General features: G+C 41.7%; 9 protein-coding genes and 1 pseudogene. 4 read left to right on the top strand and 6 right to left on the bottom strand.

Annotated elements, in window-relative coordinates; all coding sequences use genetic code 11:
• On the top strand, positions 1 to 669 hold a 669-nt coding region (locus tag L8106_RS28295), incomplete at its 5' end, for a PEP-CTERM sorting domain-containing protein (RefSeq protein ID WP_009788006.1).
• 155 nt (positions 670 to 824) lie between these two features.
• Here L8106_RS28295 and L8106_RS28290 read toward each other — a convergent pair.
• From L8106_RS28290 to L8106_RS34695, 4 genes are all read right to left on the bottom strand, one after another.
• A complete protein-coding gene (locus tag L8106_RS28290; RefSeq protein ID WP_156803844.1) occupies positions 825 to 1,331 on the bottom strand; it encodes a hypothetical protein in 507 nt (168 codons plus the stop codon).
• Between the two features lie 218 nt (positions 1,332 to 1,549).
• Entirely contained in the window at positions 1,550 to 2,281 is a 732-nt protein-coding gene (locus L8106_RS28285) for a hypothetical protein (RefSeq protein ID WP_009788004.1), read from the bottom strand.
• Between the two features lie 492 nt (positions 2,282 to 2,773).
• A complete protein-coding gene (locus L8106_RS28280) occupies positions 2,774 to 4,258 on the bottom strand; it encodes an NAD(P)/FAD-dependent oxidoreductase (protein ID WP_009788003.1) in 1,485 nt (494 codons plus the stop codon).
• 56 nt (positions 4,259 to 4,314) lie between these two features.
• Positions 4,315 to 6,168, bottom strand: a complete 1,854-nt coding sequence (locus L8106_RS34695) for a PQQ-dependent sugar dehydrogenase (RefSeq protein WP_009788002.1) — start codon at positions 6,166 to 6,168, stop codon at positions 4,315 to 4,317.
• Positions 6,169 to 6,407: 239 nt separating this feature from the next.
• Here L8106_RS34695 and L8106_RS28270 point away from each other — a divergent pair, with 239 nt between their 5' ends.
• Entirely contained in the window at positions 6,408 to 7,244 is an 837-nt protein-coding gene (locus tag L8106_RS28270; RefSeq protein WP_009788001.1) for a MotA/TolQ/ExbB proton channel family protein, read from the top strand.
• A gap of 102 nt (positions 7,245 to 7,346) precedes the next feature.
• Positions 7,347 to 7,958 carry a biopolymer transporter ExbD gene (locus L8106_RS28265; RefSeq protein WP_009788000.1) on the top strand — a complete coding sequence of 204 codons (612 nt, stop codon included), beginning with the start codon at positions 7,347 to 7,349 and terminating at the stop codon, positions 7,956 to 7,958.
• Between the two features lie 73 nt (positions 7,959 to 8,031).
• On the opposite strand, the gene L8106_RS28260 is transcribed toward L8106_RS28265, so the two are convergent.
• Positions 8,032 to 9,222 carry a GNAT family N-acetyltransferase gene (locus tag L8106_RS28260; protein ID WP_009787999.1) on the bottom strand — a complete coding sequence of 397 codons (1,191 nt, stop codon included), beginning with the start codon at positions 9,220 to 9,222 and terminating at the stop codon, positions 8,032 to 8,034.
• A gap of 561 nt (positions 9,223 to 9,783) precedes the next feature.
• The gene (locus L8106_RS28255) at positions 9,784 to 13,494 is read right to left on the bottom strand and encodes a hypothetical protein (RefSeq protein WP_009787998.1); all 3,711 of its coding nucleotides are present in this window, start codon (positions 13,492 to 13,494) and stop codon (positions 9,784 to 9,786) included.
• 267 nt (positions 13,495 to 13,761) lie between these two features.
• Here L8106_RS28255 and L8106_RS28250 point away from each other — a divergent pair.
• Positions 13,762 to 13,990, top strand: a pseudogene (locus L8106_RS28250) (photosystem II q(b) protein); the annotation flags it as partial.

Raw genomic sequence — 13,990 nt, 5'->3', positions numbered from 1 at the left:
CCCGCACAAGCGAACGGAAAACCCCAAACGACAGGAAGCCAACAAACAACTTCTAGTACCTTTAATATCCTGAACACTGAAGTCTTCGGATTTTCTAATATATTTCCCGGAGATAACTATGGAGATGATTTAGTCGGTGGATTTAAAATAGAAGTTGGAAAAACGGATACCAATCAAGTTTTATTCAACATCAAGAACAACAACACAGCAAATTCCTTCATCAGCCAAATTAACTTTGATGATAAGAAAAGCTCTTTAAGTTTCAACTCTTTTGCTACTAGCTACAATGTCGGAAATGTCGGGTTTGAAAGTAATACCAAAAACCTCAGTCAAAGCAACAACATCGACAACTGGGTATCAAGCTTTGGCTTCAAAGCAACTAGCCCCGGTGCAAATAAAGCAGGAGTTGACCAAGGAGAGTCTTTAGGAATCCTGTTTGATGGTAAGTTTGAAGATGTTATCGCTAGCTTCAAATCTGGTGATGTACGAGTTGGAATGCACGTTCAAGGTATTGGTAACGGCTACAGTGATGCCTTTTACACAAAGCCTTCTAGCATCCCCTCTGAGTCTACTCAACCTCAAGAAGTTCCTGAACCCGGAACTCTGTTTGGATTATTAACTCTCGGTGGAATGGTTTTTGGAAAGAAGGTAGTAAATCGCAACAGCTAATTCAACAGCACCAGTTAGCCAAACAATCCTCTAAAATAGTCATAAAGGTTTTAGCTACAGTGAAAAGTTAAGACCTTTTAATTTTGTGGATTTGAATGTTGCTAAAAAGCAAAATCCTCACCTTCCTTGGATTGAGATGAGGAATAGGTTTGACTTTAATTTCGCTTTAATTTTTCGATTTCTCGATGAACACTCATCCCAATTTGTAAGGCTTCATTGAGCAACTCTCCGTATTCGTTGGCTTGGTTGTTCACCTCAAAAGTCATTAAAGCGGTTAAGTTGTTTTCCAAGTGAGCAAATAATTCATAACGACGATCAATAAAGTCTTGATGTTCTCGAAGTATTCGTTCGGTTTGAAACGCGCTAACTAAACTATTTCTGGTAATCTTTAAGGCTTGAATCACTTCTTCTCGGTTCAACAGTTTTTCTTCTAGGCTTTCGGTTTGACTGAACTGATCTAAAATTTCAACCGCTTTAACAGTATCGTTATATTTCTTGACTTCCTCCATTAAATACAAAACATTTCGTAGCGGTTTTAGTTTGAACCCAACTCCTAAATTAACTCCTAATGTGATCACTATAGATAAAGCAATGGCTTTGAGTAAAAACGGGAAAGTTGCTTGAACATCAGGAGTTATTGTTCTGTCAAGTAACAGTAACATCAGAGGACCAGCTAAAACCAGGCTTATAAATAGACTGATTAACTCTGTGGAAATCAAGGAAAAGAGTTTTTTGTAATCGCCCCAAATTTTCCCTAAAATCGTCTGTCTAATCACCTCGTTTCTACAGAGATTGAACGTTAAACTCTCCGGAGAGAAACCCATTAAATTATCTAGTTCATCTTCTGAAAATTTCAAAGAATTCAAGTCAGAGTTCATGCTTATTGAAAAAGTTGACTCAAGGATTCTATAACGTTCATGTAAAAGTTACTGTCTTGTTCCCGAAATAGTTGAAACGGTTCTCCCGGCGCACCAAAAAAGGGTCTTAATGTCCATCCGAGTTGACTTCCTACAAACGCATACAAGATTAACCAAAAGCGCAAAATATTTAAACGCAGCTTTTGACCATCTGCATCTTTTTCTGACATAAATTGCATTCCATCATAAAATAATTTTGTTCCTAAAAATCCTGTGATGGCAAAATTCCCAACATTGATAAGTTTAAAAAACTGATAGTCTTGGGTACTCAACATAAAAAAGAAAGTGACAGGTGCAAACCCCAAAAGTAAAACACTAATTTCTGCCATCGCTGTCATTAATAGTGTTAAATACTGTTCTAAGCTGTGTTTAGAACCAAACATCACATTTAAAAAATATAATGTGGGAAAACAGATAATTAGCGTTAATAAGTAAAGCGCGGGAAGTTTAATCGCCGAAAAAACAGCTTGTAAAAAGCTACTTGACGAACCAATAATCAAACCATAAATGGCAAAAAAAACGGAGCTTGAGATGAATAAATTGACGAGTTTTGGCTTCAGTTTAACGCCGTGACGAATATCTTCTAAAAATTGCTGTCTTTCCCGCAGCAAATTCATTACTGTTGCAAAAGAGTTCATTTGTTCCCCTCGATTAATGTTGTAAACGGGTAAATTTACACCAGATTTCAATTCCATGAAATCTATTGATTTCGGGTGCTGGCTTTTTGCACCCCTAAAGGTTAGAATGAATAGAGAAATACCCAGATAGGTTAAAAAGCTCTACATCTTCAGAATCGAGAATTCCTGAAACTTAATACATTTTCGATGAGACTGCGATGTTTAATTAAACTTAATTCTATATAATGATTGACAATGCACATTTCTAGAGTTTTGTCAAGTCGGCTCAAAAGACAGGGGTAAAAATTGGTGCGTCGTGGGTTGAGAACAAGGTGTTAATTTGGGGAGTGTGATGGGATGAAGCAACGGAAAAATCAGGGTTTGAAGCGTTATACCCGTGAAAAATACCTGATTGGTCACACCAATCCTGGATTATCTTCACATATTAGAATACCATAAGGGCTGAAAGAACGCAAGCTCGTTGCTTATTGAGAATTATTCTTTGGTTAAGTTTTGTAAAATCAGAGTATTGATAGAAACTTTAGAACTTAAACCAAGTTATAGATTAGTTTAATTTATGATATAGCCGAAAGATAAAATCAATAAACTCCCCACCAATATCAACCCAAGCAATAGATAAAGAATTTTGGTGGTTTTTTCCGTCCTATTCCAGATTTCACGATAACTGAGTTGATGATTTTGTATTAAAATAAAAGCGGGAGGAGTGAAAATAAAAGGTAAGACTCGGCTCAACAATAACCGGATCAAAAAGTTAATCATCCACAGTCGTTTCCGAAGAATATCTTGATTATATTGCCAGGGAAAAGCCGTTTGAGCCAAACGGATTAAAGGTTTCAAATCGGGAGAACGCCAAGACTGATATAATGGCAAAGCATCGGAGATGATCTCATTACTTTGAGACAACGCTTGATTGAGAATACAAACATCCTCCAACGCCGAATTAACTCCCTGTCCAATATCGGGGGGAAAACAATGAACAGCATCCCCCAATAACACCACGCCACTTGAATAATTTTTAGCCGATACTAACCAATGCAACCCAGAACAATATTGAGGGATGGGAAAAAATCCGCCTTCACTTTTAGCAAAACGTTCGCTTTCTTCAGGTGATACAATTTCAGGTATGGGTAATTGGGGGAAAGCGGTTTCTAGAAATTTAGATAACTGTTCACCGTCTTCTATTTTCCAAATTTGATGATCAGGTTGTCGGATAATATTTGCAGTTCTCCGTTCATTGGGATCAGCAAAAGGTAAAATACCCAGAGATAACCAACGCTGAGAATCTGTAAAGGCTGCACGAATCGCATAAGCCATTGTACAAACTGCCCGTTCAGACTTATTATTATCAAGGGGAAAGTTTGGCGGCAGAGTCAAAACTTTGTATTTCAAACCCGAACTTGCAGAGGGAAACAACTGCATTTTAAATTTATCTGTTCCCGAGTTGTCCCAGTGATCTAAAGTTTCCCGAACAACAGAGTTAATTCCATCACAACCCACTAAGAGATTGGTTTCCAGTTTGACAACTTTTTCGTTATTAATTTCTTCGGCAATAACGGTTAGTTTTGATTCTCCCAAGTTTTCTTCAAGCCTTGAGTCAATTTCCACGCATTTTGTATTGAATAAAACCCGAATACAATTCTGCCAATTTTCCTCAATTTCTTGATAAAGCAACTGCAAAAAGGCTCGACGGGGTAACCAATAAGCCGTTTTTCGGTTGGAGTCTACTACAGGTACTTTTGAAGTTTTGCAAGTTCCATCCGCTTTGATTTCTGTTAAGTAAAATTCGGTAGTGGGAACACCAAGTTTTGATAACTTTTCAGTTAAACCCAATAAATCCGTAAATTTTTGACCCCGACCATCAATTAAATAGTTGAAAGATTTATCCGGTTCATAAAAATCAGCCGAAAGCCGTTTTTCTAATACGGTAATTTCAGACCAACCCCGCTTGGCTAACATGAGTGCCGTCGCAAAACCCGTAGGCCCTCCTCCAACAATAACGGCTTTTTGCTTTAAGTTTTGAGTTTCTGTAGACATAGATTCTACCAAATTACTCTCCTGCAAAGATGGGGTTAGGGTCAGGTTTTACCACTCTAATTTTGATATTGAATGCGATAAATGCGATCGTTGGCTTCTTCAGTAAACAGTAAGCTTCCATCCGGCATTGTTAACAAACCAACCGGACGCCCCCAAGTAGTCGGAACAGAGGGATCAATCAAAAAACCCGTCAGAAAATCTTCATATTCTCCAGTGGGTTGACCCTGATCATCAAAAGGAACAAATACCAGTTTATACCCTGTTCCTTGATCACGATTCCAACTCCCTCTAAACGCCACAAACGCACCATTTTGATACTTTTCAGGAAACGTTTCCCCATCATAAAATTGTAGCCCTAACGCCGCCGAATGAGACTGAAATAATACCTCAGGTGTTGTTGTTTTTGTGGCTAATTCGGGATTCTCTCCCTGACGCCGAGGATCAATATTATTCGGGGTTAAATAAGCATAAGGCCAACCATAAAATTCCCCAAAGTTCAATCCGGCTAAATAATCAGGAACCAAATTATCACCCAGTCCATCCCGCTCATTAACAGTAGCGAAAACTTGACCTGTAACCGGGTGAAAATCTAACCCAACCGGGTTTCGTAAACCCCAAGCAAAAGTTTGTTGATTAGAACCATCTAAATTGATCGTTTGTACGGATGCCCGAGGAAGCGGTTCTGGGCTAACATTAGAAGCAGAACCCACAGAAACATAAAGCTGTTGTCCGTCGGGAGAAATCACCACATTCCTCGTCCAATGTTGATTGTAGCCCTGACCCGGTAAATCGGCGATTTTTTCTCCACTACCTTGAAGTTGGTCTTGACCGCTATAGGGAAACTTCAACACCTCGCCGGTATTTCCCACAAAAAAAGCATCCTCGCTAAACGCCATCCCAAAAGGCAAGTTTAACCCATTTTCCGGTCCGGCGAAGGTTTTAGAAACATCGCCGTCGCCGTCGCCATCTTCATCCCGCAACAGACGAATGCGGTTATCGGGCGTTTCCGTCACCAAGACATCCCCATCTGGGGTTAACGCCAACCATCGGGGGTTGTTTAAATTTTCCGCAAAAACATTAACGGTGAAGCCAGGGGGAACTTGTAAAACAGGATTTTCAGGAATTGGAATTACTTGGGGAGAATTACTCGCGCTTTGGGTGGCGTAGGGTGGAGGTAATTCTTCGAGATTAATTTCAATGGGTGTGGGGTTGAGAGTTTCGGTTGTTATCGGGCTGTTATCTGCGAGTAAAATAAACTGTTCGTTATTCAACTCTGTAGGCGGGACACCCGAAACCGTTGCTAAAGCTTCGCCTGTACTTTCAACTGCAATTAATGTTGCTATAATTTCTCCGATCATAACCGTCTCTAACCTCAAATTCTCAACCGTTAAACTATCTGTTAGGGCAATTTGATCCAAACCGATCTCAAAATCTTCGATAAAATCAGAAGTGGTAATATTAGTGCGACTCAAATCTTGACCCAAAACAAAAATATCCTCTCCCTCACCCCCGCTTAAAGTATCCTGACCGAAATCACCGCTTAACCAGTCGTTTCCTTCGTCTCCCGTCAAGATATCGTTTTGTTTTCCGCCCCACAGGGTATCATTCCCCGAGTTCCCCAAGAGTTGATCGTCTCCCAAATTTCCAAAGAGTTGATCTTCTCCCTCCTCTCCACTTAAGACATCAGAATCCTTTCCGCCAAATAAGGTATCATTGCCTTGATTACCTGCTATTGTATCGTTATTTTGATTGCCGTTAATGATTTCTGCAACTTCCGATCCGATAATTCGGTCATCACCTCTCTTACCCCGTAACCCACCCGGAAGGTTCGTGAGTAAATCTGCCTGTATCTGAAAAATGTCGGGGTTCGAGGTGAGATCATAGAACCCATCGGGATTTATACCAGTCAAGATAGTAAGTGTAGTTATAAATAATCAACTGATATGCTGTTAAAGTTTAGCGTAAGATTTCCAATTTTGCTTGATTCTAGTTATGGTAGCCTTTCTAGGGGTACGGGAAAATGCGTTTCTCTGTTTAGACTTGTCAATCACGGGTCAGAGATTAAAATTAAGAGTGCTTTAGTTAGATATGGTTTGCAGTGGCAACGTTTAAATCTGGGGTTCAGCCTGTTGTAGAGGAGTGTTAATCTATGGATATTGTAGAAATCTTTGCCAAAGGTGGCCCGGCGATGTGGCCTCTGGCAGTCTTATCAATTCTGTCTGTTAGTACGATTATTGAACGGTTGTGGTTTTGGGGAACAACTCTGACTCGGGAACAACAAATTGTCAACCGAGTCGTAGATGCGGCGCGTCGAGGACAGTGGGGCATTGCTTATCAAGTCACCCGTGAGGCCAGCAGCCGACCCGTTGGTCGATTTCTGTATTCACCGCTACGGTTAACGAATCCTGATCCGGAGTTGTTTCGACTGGCGTTAGAAGCCGCAGCCGATGATGAACTGGCTTCTATGCGACGGGGTGACAAAATTTTAGAAGCGGTGATTGCCCTATCTCCCATGTTAGGGTTGTTGGGTACGGTTTTGGGTTTGATTAATTCTCTCGGTTCAATTCGCTTGGGTGACATTGGAACTTCTTCGGCGTCGGATGTAACTTTGGGAATTGGGGAAGCGTTAATTAGTACCGCAACAGGCTTGATTGTGGCGATTATCAGCTTAACGTTTTATCGTTTATTTCAAGCCCTTTCTTTTAGTCAGATTAAGGTGTTTCGTAAGGTGGGTAATGAGTTAGAATTACTCTATCGTCAAGATTGGCCCCAAGTACAATCTCAGTTACAAGTGATTAGAGACGAGGAAGCCCAACAGGAGTATACTGCCAAAACGGATGATGCTTTCAATCACACCAATAATTCTCAGACAATATATCTTGAAAAACCAGAACAAGAAATCGAACATTCTTTGAATCACAAAGAAACTGAAATTCAATCCTCTGAACCTTCTGAATATATTGAGGAGGACGACAAACGAAACTAAAACTAAAATTAAGCCGTTTTATTGACAGTCAGACTCGGTTTTCTGCTAACAATTTTAATAACTTTTACCCATCTTCTCTACAAACCCAGCCTCAAATAACCCATGAAATTGAATCTTGATTCTTCTCCCGATGATACTCGGATAGAACTCCTTCCCTTAATTGATGTGGTCTTTTGTATTCTGACCTTTTTTATTTTAGCCGCCCTTCAACTTACCCGTCAGCAAGCGATTAATGTTGATTTACCCAAGGCGACAACAGGGGAAACTCAGATGCAAAAAATGCTGATTGTCGGAATAGACGATCAGGGAAGAACTTACATTGATCAGCAAGTCGTTAGCGATCAACAATTAGAACGGGCGTTAAAACGATTCAAGCGTTGGAATCCAAGTGGATTAATGGTATTATATGCCCCAAAAGATGCCCGCTACAATGATGTTGTTCAAGTCTTAGATAAATTACGGGCGGTTGGTGGTGAACGAGTCGCCCTCGCTACATTACCCAGTTCAGCGGAACTCCCTACAGAAGCCGATCCGGAGAACTTGCTGACTCCCGGTTCACCCGATGGGGAAAATCCTCTGATTCCCAGCTTTCCAGAAGGTTCAGACACACCTCCCAACCCGTTTTTATTATCTCCTCCGCCTACTGATGCACCAGGGGCTAATCCAGTCGCCCCGAGTTCGGGAGATGCAGCCCCTTTAGATAGTTTTGAATAAAGCCATTTAGACTCAATTTAGACTCGATTTTTGAGTCAGTTTATACTCCTAACTCGCTACTTTTTTTCCAGAATTACTGATTATTTTCCTCCTCTTGACGGAACGGTAAATCTTGATTCACGTGTTCAATTTCTTGCTGTTCCATTGCATTAATTTTGCCGATATAAGACTGTAAAATCTTACTGAGACGGTTATCGTAAAATCGATGTAAACTGTGATTATCCATCGCCGGAAAACCCCGACGTTTTTTATGGCGTCCACCCGCGCCGGGATCAAAGGTTTGAATCCCGTTATTAATTGCCCATTCAATCGGTGAATAATAACAGGCATTAAAATGTAAACAATCGATGTCTTGATAACTCCCCCAATAGCGACCATATAAACGATCACCTTTGGTTAAACAAAATGACATTCCCACAGGTTCTCGTTCATCTTGTTCACTATAAGCCCCCACAAATAAGACTCGATGGCGATAGTCGTGATGGAGTTGTTCAAAAAACTTTCGGGTTAAATATTTACTTCCCCACCACCCAAACTTATCACAAGTATCCGCATAAAAATGATACATTAAACTAAATAAAGACTTGGGAATGTCATCTCCCGTTAACGTTTTAAGCTGCAATCCCGCTTTCGCAACTGCTTTGCGTTCTCGTTTAATATTTCGACGTTGATTAGCATTAAAAACCTTTAAATAATCATCAAAAGAGTTAAAGCCTTCGTTTGTCCAGATATAACTATGATGCAACCAAGCCATAAACCCCTGCCGTTCCATTAACAGCTTCCACTGCGGATCAACATAGAGAAAATTACAACCCGAGATCTTATTGTTAATACAAAACTGATCAATTTCATGCACCATAAAAGCCGTTAGTTCTTCTTCATCTTCCGTCGGTGCAATTAAAAATCGATAACCTTCAACGGGAGTAAACGGCGACATTCCTAACATTTTGGGATAATATTCCACCCCAAGCTGATAAGCCAAATCTGCCCATTGATGATCAAAGACAAATTCACCGCGACTGTGACTTTTAATATACAACGGTGCGGCGGCCACCAGTTGACCATCACGCCAAATCGTCAAATGATGCGGAAGCCAACCCGCTCGTCCAGTCGCACTTCCAGAGGCTTCTAAGTTGTGCAACCAATCCCATTCAAAAAAAGGCGTTTTTAACGGTATTGCCAAAGCATCCCATTCAGATTTGGGAATTTCTGATAGGTTGCTAATCCAAGTCGCAGAATAGGGCGAGGTAAGCTGTTTCACCATGTTTTTTAGAAATCTGTCGGGACGCATCTTAATCGATTTAATCTATAGGGTAATGTAATCGAGCTATGTTGTGCATTGAGAGCAAAAGCGCTCACGCTGTTTTTAATCAAACTCAGAGGAGTCGGAAGATAGGGAGATAGGGAGATAGAGAGATAGAGAGATCAGGAGATCACTAGATTTTGACGACTGACCGAAAAAATTGGGATACAAGCCCCGTCCTTGAGGACGGCTTTATGTTAAACTTTCTTTTGTGGAAAGGGTAATCAACCACACTAAAAACCCAGTCACCGAAAGGCAACGCACCTTGACGCACTGAAGTTATGGGGTTCCGTACAGGAAAGCTTGTACGCTTATTAGCGCAACGCAACAAGTACAGAGAAACCAAGATTTTAGGTTTTGAACTGTAGGGTAGGGCATACCCAAACAGGTTTCTGAAATGGAGCAAAACGCTTGGGGAGAATTCATCTCTGGTGCAGATAGGGCAGCCTATCTGTATTAAATGGACTCGCTGAACCAAGAATCCCCGCCGTTTACGGCGTGGGAGTGTCAATATTGCCTTCTCTAAAATGTCATCGGGGCAATGGGTTCAATATTGGGGTTATATCCACCAACTTGATTGGTTCGTAGCACCCACACGCAAGCATTATACTTGAGGAAAGTTTTAACAACCGTATCACTCGCTTTGCGAGGGAGCAAAGTTCGCCAACTGCTAAGTCCCATTGCCAAGTTTCTCAACGGTTCATCTTCTAAAGTCGTACCGAGATTATATTCATTTTTCTCCCAGTCTGGACGGGGTTTCCCAAACGGTTGTAATTCTTGTTTGAGATCGACACCCAACTTGATCAACTCTTGAAAACGTTCGGCTTGTTCGGGATAACAATTTCCCCAATTTTCAAACCACTCTTGATTTGATTGAATAGTTGCTTTAATGTGTTGAATACTGGCAAATAAGGCTTGGTTGGAGTCTTGAGAACAATTATTCGCCGGCCCAACATAGGTTCCTCCAGTGCCGTCTCCGATACGATAACGGGCGGTCATCACTTGCAACTGTGCTAACATTCGCGTCAGAGGCGATCGCTGTAACCCGTCTAAATCATAATCTCCGGTAAAAGCATCCAGTTTAATCAAAATATCGCATATCGGACGAGTTCCCAACCAACCCAATTGGCGATCGCCAACATACCTCGACCAGTGTAGCGTTCCGGCAATTAACCCATCGGTATTGTGGGTGTAAACCTGATGATAACTAATCTCAAAGCGTAACTCCAAAGCAATCGGATCACGAACCACTTCAGCCACCCCATAGGCAAAATGTCCAAAGAAAATCGGAGTCGCTGCGGCAGGTTCTTTGTTTTTACCGCCAATTCCGCCATAGGTATGAAGCAACAAAGCGCGATCTCCTTCTTGCCAAGTATCAATTGCATTTTGAATCACAGATGAAGACTCTTCTTTGTGATTTAAACAGAGTACAGAAGAAATCCGTCCTTTTTGGGCGACAATATTCTCCCAAGCTTCTTTGCGAACATAACGATTAGCCGCTTTCCCAAACATCACTTGATCGGGTTGGAGACGCAACAGAGAACGAGGCGCGAGAGACTGCACCACAAACCGTCCATTTTGATCTTTTGCGCCGTAGATGTACCAACCTGTCTCGTTTAAAGGCGACTGTTCAATGTCATTTGTTGTAGAAGGATAACTTCCGTAGGCTGGCGCGAGAATAACGTCGGGTAAACGCACCTGTTCTTCCGGGCCATCAAACTGACGCGAGATTGGGTTAAAATGAATCACTCGAAATTCATCAGTTTCAGGAATCGGTTCGATAAATTTAATCAAACCATAGTAACGTCCTGTAATTTGAATCGGAGTTTGATAAATTCGTAGTGTAATGGGAGAGTTAGGAGCGGCTTTTGGTTCTTCTTCGACTATGACGGCGCCATCGAGCATGACGATCACATCATCCACCAGATGAGAACCTGCTAAAGATTCTAACGGATCAACAGACTGCCAATGGTTGAGACGAACTGGATGAACTAGCCCGCCGTATTTGCTGGTATATTCAGCATCTGCACTAAAATGAACGTCTTGGGTGACAGCTTGCACGAGTTTTTGGACTTCTGGGTGATTAGCCCAACGTAACTTTACCACTTGTCCGACAAGGTGTTGAGAGTCAGTATCGGCGTGATAAACTTCAAATAAAACCCCTCGAATTTGGGAACGTTGTTCTAATTTCGGTAAGATTAATCTTCCCATCCAAGTACCAATCGGTTTGTAGAGATTAGGATTAACCGTTTGATCAATGGGATAATATTCGGGGCGGTTAAAATCGGCTTGGCGATAGAGTTCATAATTGCTCGCTTGAATTGCCGTTAAATCAATTTGCGGTAGTAAATCACCTTGGACTATCTTTTGAATATAGTTAATCGTTTGTTCGAGAGAACTGTGACCATCGGATAACCTTAAATCAGGGTCAAGAATACCACCGGGAACTTGATGTCCGACAGGCCCCATTGATAATATTGAGATTTTACCCCGTCGTTTGGCTCGGTTCCAATAAGATAAGGGAAACAGTTTCCAACGTCCGGGAAACATAACTGCCCCTATTTGTTCAACTCCATCTTTGTCTCCAACGAGGTGATAGAGATGTTCGAGTTTGAGGATATTACAATTGGCACTAATGACCCCACCTAAAGAAATCACATTGATAGGGGCGCTTAAAGCCCGTTTAAGAAATGGCGCACAAGCACAAGACATTTGACCGCCACCGCTATAACCAATTAAAGTAATGGGGATGCTACTATTCAGCCGATAGCCATTTTTTACTAAGCCATTGTAGACAACTTGAGCAATGCCTTGGTTATAGAGAGGGCCGTAGCGTTTATCGGCCGAAACTCCCACAATTAAGACATTACGGATGTTAATTAATAATCCTAAGATACTAGCCGGATTTGCGAACCGGGATTTTTCAACCCGTTTCCACAAAAAAGCCAGAGGTCGATCTTGATCGAGGGGATTATTGAGAACAGAATAGGGAATGATTCCCCGAATTAAAGCGATATCTTTGGGTAAAGCCGGGGCTAATGTATCTAAAAATTCTTCGATATCGGGTAAGTATTCAAAAGTTGATTTACCAATGCCATCCAAATAAACAATGTAGCGAGAAATGTTTTGAGAATCGGCAACGGGTTCGGCAAGTTTTCCTGCATTCTCGATAGTATCAACTTGATCATCATACCACCCTGCCCACCAACCCAGTGTTTCTAACGGGGCAAGTAATCCGGCGACCACCAGGGCAATTACACCAATCCAAACCAGTTTAAAGATTAGCCAAAATAAGGTCGGTAGACTGGTATACCACCCAAACCACCATTCTCGAATCGGTCGCAAAAAGATGATAATAATGTAGGTTAAAATGGCAATTCCGCATAAACCGAGAATCGTTTTTACGGTTTTGTTAATCCCGGTTTGCGGATTTTCTATTCTGTTTGGGGGTTGAGAAAGTGTTGCAGTCGTTGTAGAAGCGGGTTGAGGTCTAGTTTCTGTTACTGTTGTTTGTGAGCTGTATTCCGATGAATAGGTGGTTTGTCGAATTTCTGTGATTCGTTCTCGTAGTTGTTCTTGCCAAATTGATGAGGATTCCTGGGCGCGAGTTTGAACGATATTATTGATATCCCGACGACGAGTGGATAGGTCAACTCCTGCGACTGTATCCGTTAACCAACGACCCCAGTTGGCAAGGGGGCGTCCGACCGTTTGTTGTAGGATCTGGAGTACAATCCACCCGAAGACGACATAACCTAAGCCTTTCTCGACTGAGATTTCGGTAATAGCACTAAACCCAACAACCAGCGCCAACAAATGCCATACCGAGAGTAATGACAGCAGAGGAACTCCCAGATAAGGTAAAGCACCTAAAAAGCTAAACACGAGGGTAGCGTAGCTAATTCCCAAAACTTTAATCAGGGTAATCAGACTGATGTTGACGGTTCCGGGTAACAGGGTAATTAACCAAGTGCTGAAAACCAGGAACAAAAAACCCGCTACAAACAAAAAGGTGTTGATCAGCAGGCTGAAGACAAATCGAATGGGTTTAACTTGGTTGATAAATAGGATAATACTTTGAGCGATCGCTTGGGAGAGTCCAGCAAATAAGACGATAAATAAGCCGACGATCAAGCCTTGAGGAACGTTGCTAACGACTCGGAAAGCTTCAGCGTTTAAGGCAAATACCCATCCTACAAGTTGCCAAAATAGTGACAGTGTTGTTTCACTCATTCTCTGTTCTCGGATTTGGGTTCAGGCTAAGGATATCTTGATCTGGGCTGGAACGGATTATCAATTCGGGCGATGCTCTGAGATCCTTAGCCTAAAGACACTCTAACGCTTTTTTGGCGAATTGTATTAGTTTTTCTTATAATTTATATTTAAAAAACTTTCGTTAAACTCCTTTACAAATCTCAAAATTAGATTAATAATAGTATCAACGGCAGGAACAAACACCTACCGACGAACCTTGAAAAACAAATAGCAATTATACATACCATGACAACTACCTTACAGCAGCGCGAAAGCGCCAGCTTATGGCAGCAGTTCTGCAACTGGGTAACGTCCACAAACAACCGCCTTTACATCGGCTGGTTCGGCGTGTTGATGATCCCTACCCTGTTGACAGCAACAATCTGCTACATCGTAGCCTTCGTCGCAGCACCTCCGGTTGACATCGACGGTATCCGTGAACCCGTAGCTGGTTCCTTAATGTATGGAAACAACA

It is taken from the genome of Lyngbya sp. PCC 8106, assembly GCF_000169095.1.
Taxonomy (GTDB): Bacteria; Cyanobacteriota; Cyanobacteriia; order Cyanobacteriales; family Microcoleaceae; genus Capilliphycus.
Note: the sequence above shows the minus strand (reverse complement) of the source record. Positions and strands in the feature narration are given on the sequence as shown.